The organism is Pseudoalteromonas nanhaiensis (assembly GCF_051235485.1).
Classification (GTDB): Bacteria; Pseudomonadota; Gammaproteobacteria; order Enterobacterales; family Alteromonadaceae; genus Pseudoalteromonas; species Pseudoalteromonas lipolytica_C.
The window spans coordinates 14,452-32,279 of the sequence record NZ_JBPNYQ010000007.1 but is presented as its reverse complement, the minus strand read 5'-3'; the positions used below and the strand labels follow the sequence as shown (position 1 = coordinate 32,279).

The 17,828-nt window shown below is 39.4% G+C and carries 11 protein-coding genes; 2 read left to right on the top strand and 9 right to left on the bottom strand.

Going from position 1 to position 17,828, the window contains the following annotated elements:
• Positions 1-77: 77 nt before the first annotated feature.
• The 7 genes from ACSFVZ_RS08510 to ACSFVZ_RS08480 form a co-directional block, all read right to left on the bottom strand.
• Positions 78-1,616 (bottom strand): glycogen synthase, encoded by a 1,539-nt coding sequence (locus ACSFVZ_RS08510; RefSeq protein ID WP_235383421.1) that lies wholly within the window; start codon positions 1,614-1,616, stop codon positions 78-80.
• Positions 1,617-1,716: 100 nt separating this feature from the next.
• A complete protein-coding gene (gene glgC / locus ACSFVZ_RS08505) occupies positions 1,717-3,000 on the bottom strand; it encodes a glucose-1-phosphate adenylyltransferase (RefSeq protein WP_135926361.1) in 1,284 nt (427 codons plus the stop codon).
• Positions 3,001-3,018: 18 nt separating this feature from the next.
• Positions 3,019-5,541: a glycogen/starch/alpha-glucan phosphorylase gene (locus tag ACSFVZ_RS08500; protein WP_435558606.1), complete on the bottom strand. Its 2,523-nt coding sequence runs from the start codon at positions 5,539-5,541 to the stop codon at positions 3,019-3,021.
• Positions 5,534-7,591 (bottom strand): glycogen debranching protein GlgX, encoded by a 2,058-nt coding sequence (gene glgX, locus ACSFVZ_RS08495; protein ID WP_235383419.1) that lies wholly within the window; start codon positions 7,589-7,591, stop codon positions 5,534-5,536. Before glgX ends, ACSFVZ_RS08500 begins: the two co-directional genes overlap by 8 nt.
• Complete coding sequence (gene glgB, locus ACSFVZ_RS08490; RefSeq protein ID WP_135926358.1) at positions 7,581-9,818, bottom strand: 1,4-alpha-glucan branching protein GlgB; 2,238 nt, start codon at positions 9,816-9,818, stop codon at positions 7,581-7,583. The genes glgX and glgB overlap by 11 nt, the downstream gene beginning before the upstream one ends.
• Positions 9,819-11,795 carry a 4-alpha-glucanotransferase gene (gene malQ / locus ACSFVZ_RS08485; protein ID WP_235383418.1) on the bottom strand — a complete coding sequence of 659 codons (1,977 nt, stop codon included), beginning with the start codon at positions 11,793-11,795 and terminating at the stop codon, positions 9,819-9,821. It lies immediately after the preceding gene.
• 8 nt (positions 11,796-11,803) lie between these two features.
• On the bottom strand, positions 11,804-12,103 hold the full coding sequence (locus tag ACSFVZ_RS08480) for an isoamylase early set domain-containing protein (protein ID WP_135926356.1): 300 nt from the start codon (positions 12,101-12,103) through the stop codon (positions 11,804-11,806).
• Positions 12,104-13,303: 1,200 nt separating this feature from the next.
• Here ACSFVZ_RS08480 and ACSFVZ_RS08475 point away from each other — a divergent pair.
• On the top strand, positions 13,304-15,172 hold the full coding sequence (locus tag ACSFVZ_RS08475) for a putative bifunctional diguanylate cyclase/phosphodiesterase (protein WP_235383417.1): 1,869 nt from the start codon (positions 13,304-13,306) through the stop codon (positions 15,170-15,172).
• A 49-nt stretch (positions 15,173-15,221) separates the two neighbouring features.
• Complete coding sequence (locus ACSFVZ_RS08470; RefSeq protein ID WP_199527766.1) at positions 15,222-16,145, top strand: hypothetical protein; 924 nt, start codon at positions 15,222-15,224, stop codon at positions 16,143-16,145.
• Here the strand turns inward: ACSFVZ_RS08470 and ACSFVZ_RS08465 are convergent.
• Complete coding sequence (locus tag ACSFVZ_RS08465; protein WP_235383416.1) at positions 16,142-17,305, bottom strand: cellulose-binding family II protein; 1,164 nt, start codon at positions 17,303-17,305, stop codon at positions 16,142-16,144. The genes ACSFVZ_RS08470 and ACSFVZ_RS08465 overlap by 4 nt on opposite strands.
• A gap of 71 nt (positions 17,306-17,376) precedes the next feature.
• Positions 17,377-17,805 (bottom strand): Lrp/AsnC family transcriptional regulator, encoded by a 429-nt coding sequence (locus ACSFVZ_RS08460; RefSeq protein WP_135926352.1) that lies wholly within the window; start codon positions 17,803-17,805, stop codon positions 17,377-17,379.
• Positions 17,806-17,828 lie beyond the last annotated feature (23 nt).

Below are 17,828 nucleotides of genomic sequence, written 5' to 3'. Positions count from 1 at the left end.
AATTTTTATATCACACTAAGTAATTAATAGCTGAAATAGACAAAAAAGTCACTTAATTACCATGAATCACGCAATATTTATTGATATAAGCCTGATAAATAGCCATCTGCAACAGATCCCCATGTAAAACGAGCATTTTTAGCTTGTTCACATATCGAGCGCCATTGCTCAGGTTGCGACTTTTTAAGGTCTAGCGCATCACTAAAACCAGTAATAAGTTCGTAGCTTTGAGAGGCTAAACTCTCACCTCTAAAACTAAAACCACTGACATTATGCTCGACCGTATCCTGTAAACCGCCAACACCATGAACTAAGCATGGCTGTCCAGCGCGCATTGCTAACATTTGACTTATTCCACATGGCTCAAATGAGCTTGGCATTAAGAATAAATCACCCAAGTGATACATATATTCACCAACCAAGTGTGCATAGCCTTTTAAAAATAGCAGATTCTCTTGGCGTGCCATGACAGTTGTCATGATTTGCTCAAGTTCAGCATCACCAGAGCCAAGAATTATCATGTAGCCATCATGTTGCTTTAAGCGTTGACATAACTCATCTAAAACCAATGCTTTTTCATAAGGTTGACGCAGTAAAAGTGCCTTTTGATCTGTTAATCGACCAACACTCGTAACAAGCGGACCCGCAAAAGGTTTTGTTTTGAACTGTAATAAACGTTGGTGAGCAAGATAATAACTTGAATCTAAGATGGGGCTCTTCGCCATCCATTGAAATAGTGCCGACTCTGCATGATGGTAAAGTGTTGCAAGGCTGATATCTTTGAGTTCCATTCCTGGATATTCACAACCATTTAGGATCCCTACCACACGACCTTCACGATAGGCTGCCTGCAAATCAGCTTCTAGTCCTTCTCCACCAAAAAAACCATTTGCAGCATCACTCGGACGCAATACTTCTTGACAGTAGGTCGGTGAAACAAGGTGCACTTTATCAACTAAATTAATCGCTGCTCGCATCGGATTAAAACAATCGTGATAACGCGGATCGCACAATTTCTCGCCGTTATAATTTAAGCCCGGAAACCATGCTTCTAAACTTGAGCTATCGCCTTTAAATGGGCGAATACCCTGCAATGCCAAATTATGAACGGTATAAGCTAAAAATAACTTAGATAATGTACGGTAACGACCGTCATTTTTTAGTAATAATGCCACACAGGCGCTATGCCAGTCATGTAAATGCATTACATCAGGGATTCGGATAATTCCTTGTAGTAAGGCTTCACACACCGCCGCATTAAACAATGCAAACTTACTCGCATCGGTTGCAAAGGGCCTGCCAGGTTCATCATTACAATACACGGCACCATTATGGCGACTGAATTCCCAATGAGAAATAATCAGTTGCGTAACACCGTGTTCACTATTGGCAAGTTTCCACACGTCTAGTTGCTGCATATGCCCTGCAAATGGAACATGTACAACACCGATATGATGACGTTCAAGATAATGAAATCCGTAATCAGGGATCACAACATCAACAGTAAGGCCTTTATCAACTAACGCTTTAGGACAGTCCCTAACAACATCCGCTACACCACCGACTTTAGCATTCGGTAATGCGTCATTCTCTGCAGCCACCATCAACACATGCATGATTAGCAGTACTCCATAACATTAATTCTTACTATGAAACAAGGAGTAGCAATTGCTACTCCTTACTACACTATGACTTTACCATTAAACAAAGTATTTATTACTTTGCTTTTGTTGCCTTTGCTTTTTTCTCAAGCTCATTCAACATGTCTCGGGTAACAAGTACGATCCCCTTTTTCGACACTCTAAAGCCATTTTCTTTATCAGCTTCATTATCAAAACCAATTTCAAGGCCAGCAGGGATCTCACAGTTACGGTCTATAATAGCACGCCTAATGCGGCAATTACGGTTAATTTTAACCCCAGGTAAGATCACTGACTCTTCGATTTCACAGTATGAATGAACATATACATTCGAAAACAGCAGTGATTTTCTAACCATTGAACCAGAGATAATACAGCCACCCGATACCGTTGAATCCACAGCCATACCACGTCTATCATCATCATTAAAAATGAATTTAGCAGGTGGTAATTGCTCTTGATATGTCCAAATCGGCCATTTAGGATCGTATAAGTCAAGCTGAGGCTCTGGCATAACAAGCTCCATATTGGCTTCCCAAAACGAATCCAGGGTACCTACATCACGCCAGTATGGCTGGCCTTCATTTTCATCTCTAAATGGGTATGCAAATACATTGTGCTCTTCAATGATGGCCGGGATAATATCGTGACCAAAGTCACGACCAGAACCCTCTGTTTCTGCATCTTTTTTTAACTGTTCAAATAAGAACTCTGTGTTAAAAATGTAGTTACCCATTGACGCTAAACAAGTACCTGGTTTACCCGGCACTGAAGTTGGCTCAGATGGTTTCTCATCAAAACGGCGAACTCTGTTATTCTCATCAACAGTCATTACACCAAAGGTACCTGCGGCTTCTTCACACGGTACTTCGATACAGCACACTGTCATATCTGCACCAGTTTCAACATGCTTAGCAAGTAAACCGCCGTAATCCATGCAGTAAACGTGGTCACCTGAAAGAATCATCACGTATTTAGGCAGCTCATGACGAATGATATCCATATTTTGGAAAACGGCGTCTGCCGTACCACAATACCAATCATCACCTTTACGTTGTGATGCCGGCAGTATTTCTACCGACTCACCGAGTTCTTTCTTAAAGTGTCCCCACGCACGGTTTACATGGCGGATTAATGAGTGTGACTTGTATTGAGTTGCTATACCAACACGACGAATGCCTGAGTTAATACAGTTTGATAGAGGAAAATCGATTATTCGATGTTTCCCGCCAAAATACACTGCTGGCTTAGCACGCCAGTCTGTTAATTCATGTAAACGAGAACCACGCCCACCTGCTAAAATGAGTGCATACGTTTCTCTTGTTAAACTACTTATGTATCGATTTGCATAACTAGGCATAACTCTCTCCGTCTTAAGTTAGCTGCTTTTCTTCTGTGTGTTTTGCTTTGCGCTAATGTCTAACAGTGGTTCCAAGTGCCAGATGTCATCACTGTATTGACTAATTGTTCTATCGCTCGAAAACATGCCACTAGCCGCCGTATTTAAAATACTCATTTGCGTCCAGTGAGCAGTGTCTAGGTAAGCTTTTTCAACTTGCTCTTGTGCCTCAACGAAGCTGGCAAAATCATGGGCAACTAACCACGGATCGTGCGGGCTCTTAATCGCAGCAATAATGTCGTCGAATAGATTTGGTTCAAACAAGTTAAAGTGACCGCTTTCAAGTAACTGCATTACCTTGTATAGGCTGTCGGTTTGATGAATAATTTGCTCAGGATTATAGTGCGCTTTGATATCATCAATTTGTTCTGCTCGAGCACCAAACAAGAAGAAATTATCAGCACCTACTGCGTCACGGATCTCGATATTGGCACCATCTAACGTACCAATGGTCAAAGCACCATTCATCATGAACTTCATGTTACCGGTACCCGATGCTTCTTTACCTGCTGTTGAAATTTGCTCAGACAAATCCGTTGCTGGGCAAATAGTTTCCATTGCTGTCACGTTATAATTCGGTAAAAAAGCCACTCTCAAGTACGGTTTTGCCAATGGATCTTTATTGATCACTTCAGCAACATTATTAATTAACTTAATTATCTTCTTCGCCATGTAGTAACCAGGTGCGGCTTTACCACCTAATAACACACAACGAGGGACAATATTTGAAGTATCACCTTGGCGAATACGATCATATAAGTGAATAACATGTAATATATTTAATAATTGGCGCTTGTATTCATGAATACGTTTTACTTGCACATCAAACATCATTGATGGATCAAACTCAACGCCACAACGAGCCTTAACAAGTTCAACAAGGCGTTGCTTATTGCTATGTTTAACTGCTTGCCATTCTTTGTGGAATTTAGTGTCGTCGTATAAGCGACGTAATTGACTGACTTTACTGAAGTCACCTACCCACTCTTCACCTATGTGCTTATTGAGTAGTTTGGCTAAATCAGGGTTACAATGTGCAAGCCAACGACGTGGCGTAACCCCATTGGTCTTATTATTGAATTTTTCTGGCCAAAGCTGATAAAACTCATTGAATAAGCCCGCTTTAAGTAGCTCGGTATGAAGTGCAGCAACGCCATTTACTGAGTAACTACCAACAATTGCTAAATACGCCATGCGGATTTGTGGCTCTGGGCCTTCTTCAATAAGCGATAATGCTCGTTGTTTTTCAACATCTCCAGGCCATGCTTGAGCAACATCTGCTAAGAAGCGGGCATTGATTTCATAGATTATTTCTAAGATACGCGGTAATAATCGCGCAAATAATGATACTGACCACTTCTCTAATGCTTCTGGCAGTAAAGTGTGGTTAGTATAAGCCATGGTTTTAGTAGTAATAGACCAGGCTTCTTGCCAATCTAGCTCATACTCATCAACCAAAATACGCATCAGTTCTGCTACAGCAATACTTGGGTGTGTATCGTTTAATTGAAAAACATGGTAATCAGCAAAGTCAGAGAAATCTTCGCCATGTTTGCTAACCCACGTATCTATGATGTCTTGTAAGCTCGCCGATGATAAGAAGTATTGCTGGCGTAAACGAAGCTCTTTACCATTTTCACTGCTATCATTTGGATAAAGTACCATGGTGATTTGTTCAGCAAGGTTTTTACGAGCAACAGCTTCTGAATAACTCCCTGCGTTGAATTCGCTCAAATCAAATTCGTCAGTCGCCTCTGATTTCCATAAACGTAGCGTGTTTACGATATCGTTTTTATAGCCTGGAATTGGCACATCATAAGGCACAGCTAAGACATCGTGAGAATCAAGCCATTGACGGTGCTCACGTCCGTATTTATCAGTATAACTTTCAACATGACCAAAGAATTTTACACGCTTTGATTGCTCTGGGGCACTTAGCTCCCAAGGATGACCTTCGCGTAACCAGTTATCGGGCTGTTCAATTTGATGGCCATTTTCAATCGCTTGATTAAACATGCCATATTCATAACGAATACCATAACCAATCACAGGTAGTGCCAAGCTTGCACAACTATCCAAGAAACACGCAGCTAGACGGCCCAAACCACCGTTACCTAAACCTGCGTCGTGCTCAGCTTCTGCAACTGTCTCTAACTTTGTACAGTAATCTTGTAATGCTTTTGCAACTTGATCGTCTAAATCTAGGTTTAGAATGGCATTACCAAGAGCACGACCCATTAAAAATTCAAGAGATAAATAAGCAGTTTTACGACGCTTTTGTCCGTGAATTTGCTGATTAGTTACACGGCAACGTGCAACCAATCTGTCACGAATAGTTAATGCTAAAGCATGATATAAATATAATTGCGATTCACCGACTTTGTCACGCCCAAGGGTGTAATAAAAATGGCGAGATAAATCATCATCTAAGGTGCTTTCATCAACGGTAGGGGCATCCTGCCAGCCCTTAACAACACATACTTGATCGGCATTTTTAGCCATGATTAGGATCCTCTGAATTGGCGGTAAAAACCCAGCTGCTCATTGCAGCAATCTGTTGTTCCTTATCAACATCATAAGTTGACATAGGATGTATACTTGTCAGTGCTAAATGCCACTTCCCTTTCGCAAGAGGGGGTAATTGACAAGTAACAGACTCTGACCCAGCATTTAAAATGATCAATAAAGCTTGGTTTGTGTGTTTATCAGTCAGGCTATAAATCAACACTTGGCGATCAACTTGATGCCAATCGTCTTGTTCCATTGCAGTGCCTGATTCAGTGAACCACGCGACGTCGTAACGTGGATCATTATCATGAACAAAAAAACGATGCTTAAAGACACTAAACTGCTTTCGTAAACGCAAAACATCATCGATGAATCGGGTTAATGGATGATTAATTTGCGAGTCTTTCCATGCAAGCCAGCTAGTGCGATTATTTTGGCAATACGCGTTATTATTACCACCTTGTGAATGGGCCATTTCGCTTCCTAGTGAAAGCATTGGAACCCCTTTTGAAAGTAATAACGTCAATAGAATATTTTTTTGTTGCTGCAAACGTAATGCGTTAATTTCTTTATCGTCAGTAAAACCTTCTACACCACAATTAAAGGAGTGGTTGGCACTGTGTCCATCTCTATTTTGTTCACCGTTGGCTTCATTATGTTTCTGTTCATAACTCACTAAATCATTAAGCGTGAAACCATCATGGCTCGTCACAAAATTAATGCTGTTAAGTGGTCCTCTGAGATTATGCTCAAATAAGTCGAACGAACCATGTAAACGCTTTGCAAGCTCACCTATAACCCCCTGCTCTTGTCGCCAAAAACGTCGGATAGTGTCACGATACTTGTCGTTCCACTCACGCCAAGGTGCAGGAAAAGCCCCTAATTGGTAACCGCCCGGGCCAATATCCCATGGCTCAGCAATCAGTTTTACTTTACTCAAAACAGGATCTTGGTTGATTGCTTGGAAAAACGCATGCGCTTGATTAAAGCCATTAGGATTACGAGCAAGAATCGTTGCAAGGTCGAAACGAAAACCGTCTACCCCCATTACTTCAACCCAATATCGCAAGCTATCAAGCACCAGCTGTAAGGTTCTTGGTGAATCAATATTCACAGTATTACCACAGCCGGTATCATTGATATAATGCTGAGGTTTATCAGCCACAGTGCGATAATAGCCAAGGTTATCTAAGCCGCGTAAAGAAAGAATAGGCCCATCAGTTCCTGCTTCAGCAGTATGGTTATAGACAACATCTAAAATTACTTCGATATCAGCCTTATGAAGAGCCGCAACCATTTGCTGAAATTCGCCGATATCATCATTCACTAGATAATCTTTGTGCGGCGTGAAGAAATTAAGCGTGTTGTAACCCCAATAGTTTTGTAGGCCTTTAGCCGTTAAGAACTGCTCACTTATGAATGCGTGCACAGGGAGTAATTCAAGACAAGTCACCCCTATAGTGCGTAAATGCTCTATAAAACTCGGATGGCTTAAGCCTAAGAACTTACCTTGTAGTGCTTTAGGGATCATTGGGTGTCGACATGTTGCGCCAGTAACATGGCACTCATAAATCACCGTTTTACCCCAACTATGGTTAGGTTTTTTACCCGTATAAGGTGCAAGCTCGCGAACTCGAGACTTGGGCATATCAACAGCGTTATTGACTTGACTCAACTTACCTACAGGCATCTGACCATAATGGCGCTCACTCCAAGTAAACTCACCATGCAAGTCTCGCGCATAAGGGTCTAGTAGTAGCTTGTGATTATTAAAGAAAAGCCCTTTTTCTGGTGCATATTCACCATCTGCCCTGTAACCATACAATGCCCCTGCTTTTAAAGGGCTAACGTGCAATGTCCAAATGCCACCTTCGTTAAGGTGCATTGAAAGAGTCATTACTTCTGAATGACCGCTATTGTCAAATAAACACAATGACACATGCTGAGCTTGGGGTGCATACACAGCAAAATTAACACCGTTTTCAACAATAGATGCCCCTAGAGGCATCGTTGAACCGATTTGAAGCTCTACACTATGACTCATCGTTCACCTTCTTCAGGTAAATAGTTGCAAGCCCAGGTAAAGACACGCTTATACTTTGATTGTAACCATGACTCGCAGTAGGCTGACTAAAGATAAGTTGTTCTGTATTACCGCTAACTTCAACACCTGAACCAAAGTATTCTTCATTGTCAGAATTAAAGATAACTTGATAACGACCTGGCTTAGGAACGCCTATTACATAGTCATGATAAACTTGCGGTGTTAAGTTACTAATTACCAGAACAAAATCGTCAGCATGCTTGGCATAACGGATGAAACTAAACATGCTTTGCTCTGCATTAGAACTATCTAACCATGCAAAGCCCGCTGGGCTAGTATCTTGCTCATAGAGTGCAGGAGTCGTGGTATAAATATTATTCAGTTGTTTAATTGTTTGTTGCATACCACTATGACTAACATGCTCAAGCAAGTGCCAGTCAATTGATTGATCATGATTCCATTCACTACGCTGAGCAATTTCAGCTCCCATAAATAACAGCTTTTTACCTGGATGAGCCCACATAAATGCGTAGTATGCTCGTAAATTAGCAAACTTCTGCCAATCATCACCTGGCATTTTCTCTATCAATGAGCCTTTACCATGCACAACTTCGTCGTGACTTAATGGTAAAATGTAGTTCTCGCTATAGGCATACACCATTGAAAACGTCATTTCATGATGATGGTGGGCACGATATAAAGAATCACGCTGCATATAATGCAAACTATCGTTCATCCAACCCATATTCCATTTATAGCCAAAGCCTAAACCGCCATGATCGACCTGCCGTGTCACTCCCGGCCAAGCAGTTGATTCTTCAGCTACCATCATAATGCCAGGATTTTTACCGTAACAGCGCAGATTAACCTGCTTTAAACATTCTATTGCACCAAGATTTTCACGACCGCCATACTGGTTTGGGATCCATTGCCCTTCTTCTCGGCTGTAATCGAGATACAACATTGATGCAACCGCATCAACACGCAAACCATCAATGCCAAATTCATGCAACCAATACATTGCATTAGCTATCAAAAAGCTGCGAACTTCAGCACGATCATAATTGTAAATATAGGTATTCCAATCAGGGTGAAATCCCTGTCTTACATCTGCATGCTCGTATAAATGCGTGCCATCAAAACGATGTAAACCATGTGGATCACTTGGGAAATGACCCGGCACCCAATCTAAAATAATACCGAGATCAGCGTCATGGCATTGCTCAATAAAATATACAAAATCCTCAAAACTGCCATAACGGCTAGTTGGGGCAAATAAGCCCACAGGCTGATAACCCCAAGAACCATCAAATGGATACTCACTGATAGGCATTAATTGTAAATGCGTAAAACCAAGATCTTTAGTGTACGGAATAAGGTTATCGGCAAGCTCACGCCATGTTAAATAGCGGCCCTCATCATCGCGTCGCTGCCAAGAGCCTGCATGCACTTCGTAAATACTGATAGGTGCATCGATACTGTTACGCTTTGCGCGATTTGCTAACGCTTCATCAGACAACTGTATCTTCTTATTTAGCTTTTGTAAGACAGAAGCAGTACCCGGCGCTTGTTGCATTTTAAATGCAAACGGATCGGCTTTATCAAGTACTTCACCAGAAGGTGTACTAATCGCAAACTTATAGCACTGATGCTCTTTTAAACCTGGGATAAATAATTCCCAAACGCCACTGGCTGGGTGAAAGCGCATAAAATGACGGTTGCGCTGCCAATAATTAAATTCGCCAATAACTGAAACGCTACTCGCGTTAGGTGCCCAAACAGTAAATCGCACACCTTCAACACCTTGCTGAGTTACAAAGTGCGCACCAAAGTGCTGATAAGCGTGTTCAAGACTACCTTCGTTAAATAAGTACATAGCTTGTTCATCAAGTGTACTTGTAAAACGATACTCATCTTCTTGAAGATACTGACTGCCATCCCCATAATTCACATCCAGTTGGTAATCAGGGATTGATTTTGCTTTGACAGTTGCAATAAATAAATCGCTGTCACCTTGCTTTTTGGCCTCAATAACCTGCTTGCCTTGCAAAATTGACAACTGGCTTGCCCCAGGTAAAAAACAGCGAATCTCAAAGCTTGATGCACTAACTTTATGGGGCCCTAAAAAACTGAAAGGATCTTTATAACAACCTGAAGACAATGCATCGATATGTGCTTGATAAACCATGGGTTCAGCAAAAGGCTTTTGACCAACACGACTGCTCATTTATTGATTCCTTATCGAAATTAAATTGGCTAAAAATGCATGCTGAGCACGAATAATTTGCTCAGTTGGGCGTGAAAGAACGCGCCGCCAATTTGGGTATTCTTTATCAGTTCCGGGAATGTTCACCGGCAAAATTTGCTGATCTAAATCGTCAATTTGAATGGTAAATAATCTGGCTGGAGCAGCTGCTAACGATGAGGCTAATAACTCATACACCACAGACGCTTCAGAATCTAATGATAAGTGCTGCCCTGATTCTCTTGCGATAAAATTAAGCATACGATGCTTTTCGACATTTCTCGCTTCATGTTGCGCAGCGCTTTGTGCACTATCAAGCAAACCATACTCTTGCTTAACAGTAATATCGTGACCAGTCCACCACCCTTTAAATGGCGGTACATCATGATTAGCAATCATCAACAAACTATGCGGTGCAAAGTGCTCTGATGCTAAAAATTCACCTTGATAATCTTTTTCAAAATAGAACAAGCCATTTGAATAAATTGCACTTGCTTTTAGTGCTTCGCGAACCTCACTTGGTACAACACCTAGATCCTCACCTATCACGACACAGTGATTAAGATGGGATTCTATTTTCAGTATCGCCAACAAATGTTCAAATGGGTAGTAAACATAACATCCATCTTGCTGGGCGTTATTTTCAAAACACCACCACAGCCTTCTGATTGCCATCACATGATCTATGCGCAATCCACCAACATCTTCCATATTGGCGCGGATCAAAGAGCGATAGAAGGCAAAATTATTTTTACTTAACTTTTGAGGATTTAAAGCTGGCAACCCCCAATTCTGACCTTGTTCAGCCCAAGGATCAGGAGGCGCTCCCACATTTGCCCCCACTGCAAATAACTCTTCTTGGCTACGAAACTCACTGCCATCACCAGCGCAACCAACAGCTAGATCGTTAATAAGACCTATCGCCATATTTGCTTCATTTGCAATATGCTGACAATGATTTAGCTGTAAATGTGCCTGCCACTGCAAGTAACTGGCATATTCATTATCTTCAACTACCAAGGTTGCTAGACTGTGCTTATGATTACTACAAAACTGCTTAAACTCTGCTTTTCGTTCAGCTGACGCTGTCCGGCAAAATTGAGTGTATAAACAACGAAATGCATCATATTTAAATCGACTAACAGCAGAATAATCTATAAAAGGTTCAGTTGTAGCGGGTTTATCACTGAGCAATTGTGATAGTGAGTCATTATTCAATGCATCTTCACACAGTGAAATCGAAATATATAGCGGGTTTAACAACGCTCGGCTGTTAGGGCTATAAGGGCTAGCTCGCTCAGGACTGTGTTCAAATAATAAATGCAATGGATTAAGTAAAATGTAATCAATTTCTTGTTGCGCCACTTCACGGATTAAAGTTGCTAAATCAGCAAAATCGCCAATACCTAATCCTTGCGCATTACACAAACTGTAAAGTTGGATGGAAAGTCCCAAACGCTTTTTATCATCAATTGAGTAACACTCTTTAGGTGTTATCCATAATTGGCTATGAGCTTGTTGATCAGCAACCGTTATCACTGCATCATGATAACCAATAGGCATAGCAGGAACAGGTAAAGCGACTTCAAGGTAACGAACCCCATTAAAGCCATAGTCTCCTGTCACGGCAAGTCCTTGCAGATTTTCACGTGTCAGATTTAAGGACAAGGATGGTATGCTAAGGTGACAAGCTCGGCTCAACAAGCGTTCATCGATACGAACTTTTAAGTAAGGGTCATGTGCCTCAATAATGCTAGTTTGAGGCAACAAAGTCAGCCACGTTCCTGCATCTAAAACAAAATTTAACTGATTTATTTGATCAGAATTAGCTGTGTCTATACCACAACAGCTTAGTGCCTGGCGGCGTGTATTTTCTTCGAAAATAACATGCTCGCCAGTATACTTCGTATATTCATAGCCTATGCCATGCAGATAATATAACTGCGAAAGTGACTGCATCAACTCACCTAAACGCGTTGGGTATTAACAATACTATTATCTGTTCCAAATTCATTTGGAATATAGCCATCAGCCTGGTGGTCGTTATCCCACTCTTGACCATTAATTAGATAACGAAAATGAAATTCTTTATCAAGTGGTAGGCGTTGTTTACATTTAAACACTTGTTCTTTTTTATTGAATTTCATTGGCACTGGTTGCCAATCTGTAAATTCTGCAACTAACTGCACGTCATCTGCATCGGGACGCTTAAACTCAAAGGTAACTTCTGTTTCGTCTTTAGTCTTAAAAAAACGTTTACTTAACATAGTGGGCTCCAATCAACCAATTGGTAAATTTATCCTTGTCACAGTACCGCTTTTAACAACTTACTGCGCGAAACTGTGCGTTTAAGGTTTATTTATCTAGATACTTATGAAAATAAGTGAACTTAGTAAATCAAACCTATGTTTACGCATTATGACAGTGCATCAGCTTATTTTTTGCACCAAAAAAGAGCAAAAAACAAACTATCTTAACACCCATCATCTTGCTAACTTGTTATGAGCAATAACTGAACCAAGTTGGCTATAAAATATAGTTTAATTTCAATATGTTTTTTAGGTGTTGCTTTTAAAGCATTGTAAAAGTAGTTAACTTGCGGACTTTGGTAAAGTGAATAAATTTGAAGCTTATTTAGAGTAAAAACACTAAATACAACATCACACTTAATACAACAAGAATAAATACAACAAACTGCATGAGTAGTTAATTTCTAAAATAAAAACACACATTCAACAGCAACGAAAACTTAACCTTTATTTTTACTTATATTTTTAGGTTAAATAAACACAATAAAAACAGCATCACCTTATTATATTGCAAACAAATATATAGAATAAAAAGACCACTATATAAGCTGACGATACAATTTACATTTTTTAAAAAATATCTCAGCAATAAAACGAAGACAATAAGTAGAAAAGCGTAAATTTTAGACTTACATGCAGTCCCTTTTGAAAAGAACTTTCCAAATCTATGCAACAAGCTAATGATTTTTCCCTACAGTTTAAAACCAGTTCTCTCACTAATCTGTAAACACTTGAAACCTTAAAAACCACCAAAAACGCAACTTTTATACAAAAACAACCACAAAGAGAAAATTATCATACATATTGTTATTATAAATAAATTGATCATGCACAAAGAAATCATCACCTCAAATGCGCTAAACTAGAATATCTGCTCGATAATACGCTTACTCTGCTGCGACACAATTCAGCAATTAGCAACAATAGAAGAATTATTTGAGAAGGAAAAAGTTAGAGCAAATATACTAAACAATGTGAAATTTCACATTTACTTACACCCATTGTTCCATTAGACAAGAAAGGCTTTGTTAATTAAATTTACAAGCAATATACTCAAGGCATTAAGCTGGTGAGTTTTATAGTAAAACATTAACACCAAAACGGTAGTAATCTATGACCAAATCTTTTCGTATAACGTGCATAACCATAATAACCGTAATGGCTTTTTGTTATGGCTGTAACATACTGTTAACCAAGCAAGTTAATGATATACAATTCAATATTAATACTGCAGAATTGAGAACATTTGAGCGAGCGTTGTTAAATGTTGAGCCATCGCCTTGGTACAATGTGATACTATATGGTCAGAAAACGTTTCTCGCTGATGACTCTCAATTTGTCGTAATTCAAGCAACCCCAGTTGCAATTAATGCAATTGAGGCGAATAAACTTATCAAACTAACACTTTTATCACCTGTTAATATTATTGTTTTTCTTCTGCTTGCATTAGCAATAAGCCTGGTAGTTACAAGAAAAAAGCAATCAAGTAGTGAAAAGTATTTGTTAAAGGAGCTAAATAAGCAAACGACAGAGCTATTAGAAAACTTAAATGTTGTCCATGTGCCATCTGAGCCTACAGTTAAACCTATTATTCAACTTAAAAAAAATGTTCAAGCACTTAGCTCGCATATAACGACCTATACGAGAGAATCTGAAGTGAGTATTCATCAAGACAAACTCACCTTATTACTCGACCGCCATGCTTATATTGAATACCTCGCAGAACAATTACAAATAGCCGAAAATAACAAACTCAGATGTTCTTTATTATTCATAGATTTAGATGGCTTTAAGCAAGTTAATGACTCATTTGGGCACAGCTTTGGGGATGAAGTGCTCATTCAAGTTGCAGCCCGTTTAAGCAGTGTATTACGTCATCATAAATTAATAAATTTGTCTCCTAAAAGTCAGCTTGAACAAAACTTAGCTCGTTTAGGTGGTGATGAGTTTTCAATATTTATAAGCCAACAACTAGATCAACAAAAAACAGTTGAAGTTGCTCAAAATGTGTTGAGAGAGATTGAACGTGATTTTGTTCTTGGTAATAAGTTAATAAAAATTAGTGCAAGTATTGGTATTGCCGTTTACCCTGATAGTGCGGCTACACCGCAATCTTTATTACAGATGGCCGATGTTGCTATGTACCGCGCTAAAACAGATGGGCGCGGTATTTTCAAAGTTTATTCACCTGAAATGGGTAAAAAGATCCGCCGTTACCACTATTTACTTGAAGAAATGCGTTTAGCAATCGCAAGTGAAAGCTTTCATTTGTCTTTTCAACCCATCGTACATGTTGAGGATTGCGCGATAGATTACTTTGAAGCGCTGATCCGTTGGGATCATCCAGCTGAGGGCTCTATTGCTCCTGACGAATTTATACCAATCGCTGAAGAATCAAACCTAATCTTAGATTTGGGTGATTGGATAATGCTTGAATCGTGTCGACAAATGTCAGCATGGCATAACGCAGGCTTAAAGAAGGTTAAAATTTCAGTAAATATCTCTGGTGTGCAATTAAAGCATCTTGATATTTATAAATTCATCACAGAAAAACTAGCTAAAACAGGTCTACCAGCAACAGCACTGATGCTTGAAATCACAGAGTCTACGCTGATAAAAGCTAGTAATAAAATCATTCATTCTCTAGAGCGCTTGCGTGAAGAAGGCGTCACTATTGCAATTGACGATTTTGGTACAGGATTTAGCTCATTGAGTACATTGGCTGAATTACCAATTGATGTTATTAAACTCGATAGAATGTTTGTCTCACAGGCTGATCAAAATCCTAAATATAACCAGATATTACATACGTTGAGTGAATTAGGGCAAAAACTTGGATTAAAAATTGTTGCTGAAGGTGTTGAAGATCACAGCCAGTTTGAGCTTGTCAAATCGCTGGGCATAAGAAGTGTGCAAGGCTATTTAGTTAGCCACCCTGAATCATCCGTTTATGTAGGCCATAAAGTTTTACAAGACAACTTAAACTTTATGTCTGTAACAGGCACTGGTGTTTGGAATATACAGTAATTATCGTTATGACTATAATAGCGTGTACTTTTCCAAATATGTGCCTTAAATGTTAAAAAAAAGCCTATTATCTATATTACTGTTTTCCATCACGTTGATGGGAATTTTTGTAGCCTCTTCAATTTACACGCTTTACAGTAAAAAGCGTTTAACTGTTGACCCTAAAGTGAAAGAAATTTCAGGAATTGAATTTGATAAATATAAACGGCTATGGGCTATTAACGACAGTGGTGACCAACCGAAGCTCTATCGGCTCAATAAAGATGGCTCTATTGCTAAAGAAATCTTAGTGACAAATGCCAAAAACATTGATTGGGAAGATATGACACAAAATAAATTTGGTCATTTTTTTTTAGGCGACTTCGGCAATAATAACAATGATAGAAAGTGGTTAACCATTTATAAAATCGAAAACCCTATTGATATCAAAGGCGACACCACTGAAGCCGAAATTATCAAGTTCACCTATCCAGAAATGGATGGTAACCCCATTACTCCAGATCAAAGAAACTTTGATTTGGAAGCGTTTGTAGCTCTCGGTCGTCACCTCTATTTATTCACTAAAAACAGAACAGAACCATTTGATGGTATCACCAAAGTATATAAAGTAGGCGATCATGCCGCTAATTTTGATGCAGAGCTAATTGACTCATTTAAAACCTGCACCACCATGGAAAAACTCTGTTGGATCACTTCTGCAGCACTTAGCCCAGACCGCTCCAAGTTAGTACTGTTAGATTCAACTAGCATCTGGCTATTTGAGAATTTTCAAGGTGATAAGTTTTTCTCTGGCGACGTTTCGCTTATAGATTTAGGTATCGTGACCCAAAAAGAAGCGATTACTTTTTATGATGACAATACGATTGTTTTCACTGATGAAGAATTTAAAGGTATTGGTGGCAACGCTTATGTGATTGAACTTGATAAGGTTGAGAAAAAAGTCATCCGAAAAGCGCCTAAACCTAATCACTAAGGGCTACTTACTTTATTTGAAAGTGCCTTTTCAATATCGATTCCCAAAATCAGCACACCAATGTGCTGATTTTCATCATCCAATATGGGTACACTAAACTGCACCTGAAAGTGCTTAGTCGACTCATCAAACTCAACCGTGTCAATGTAGTAGTCATCATCTTGCAAATACATATTTAAAAACTTAGCTTCATCACCCTGCCAATAATCGGTTGTGACTTCACTGATTATGACATTCTTGCCTTGTTTATCGGTGACGATTATTTCTGTAATTAGGCCTTGCATTTGCTTTTGCCACACTTGTAAGAATTGTGAACCCTCAAGTTTGAGAAAGCGCTCTGCAAGTATTGGTTTATTGTCAATAACTTGCTTAGCCCACTGCTGATCAATCTGCTCTAACTGTTTGATTTCAATTGGCTCTTCATTACTTTTTATTACCGCTTGTTGCACCTGTTCTGAGCTTGCTAAATGCTGTATTTTTTCTAGGAGCACTTTCACTAATGTTAGTTTTTCAATTTTTGACAATATGAAGGGGTTTTGTGAACAGCTACTTATGTAGCTATTAAATATGTTTAAAAACTCAGGAAACTCCTTGAGCGTTTTATTTGCCGCAAATAAGCCAAGTGGAACATAGCGGTAAAATGCCTGCGCGTACTCGTCAGGTTTTATTTGCAGTTGCACAGCGTTGTATTCAAATTCTTCTAAATCAAGCAAAATTCTGTCTATACGCTGCTTTTTAAATACTTTCAGTAGTTCATGTGTGGTGTTAACTTCTACTTCAATATTTTTATTGCTTAGTTGATACCAGTCAGCCTGATGGCTTCCCCTAACAACCCCATAACGAAGGTCTTCTTCAGCGATCGTCGCTGAATCTGCATGGGTAAACCAGTACCAATTTTCTAAATACATAGGTGCAGAAAGTTCACCATACTCTTGCATTTGCGATAACAGGTTTGCGGTAAAGTAACCATCGAGCCGATTTAACTGCACTTCCCTTTTTGCTCTGAGCCAAGGTAGCTTATGTAACTTAAATGGCACATTGATTTGCTTAAATATACATTCAACATGACTTATTGCATTATGAGGTACGTTAATTGGCAGATTCGTTCCTATCTGAAGCGGTTGAGCCACAGTGAGAGAAAGCAAAAAAGAAGCAAGCATTAATATCAGCCTAAACAACTAATAAATTAATTTTATTATAGACAATAAGCGCATTTTTACTTGCTAAACAATTAACGCTTAAATTTTGTCTCTAAAATCACCGACGAGGTCGTACGCTCAACACCATCTAAGTTACCAATGTCATCTAAAAGGTGGCTCAGCTTTTCAAGGTTTTGGGCTTGTACAACAGCAATCAAATCAAATTCACCGCTAATTGCATAGAGCTGTGAAATAGCATCTATCTGCTTTAGCTCTATGTTAGTTTTAGTGGTGAGTTTCTGTTTAACCTTGATTGAAACATGCGCTGACACCATTTGGTTCAAGTAGGCATCTCCATAATCAACGCTGTAGCCTTTTATTACACCTGACTCTTCTAGTTTTAACATACGACTTTGTACTGTTGAGCGAGAGAGATTAAGCGCTCTAGCTAAGTCTGAAATACTAGCGCGGGCATTAGTTCTTAAGATAGATAAGAGCTTTTCATCTTGAGGAGTTATCACTTTGTTCACTTTCATCGTTAATT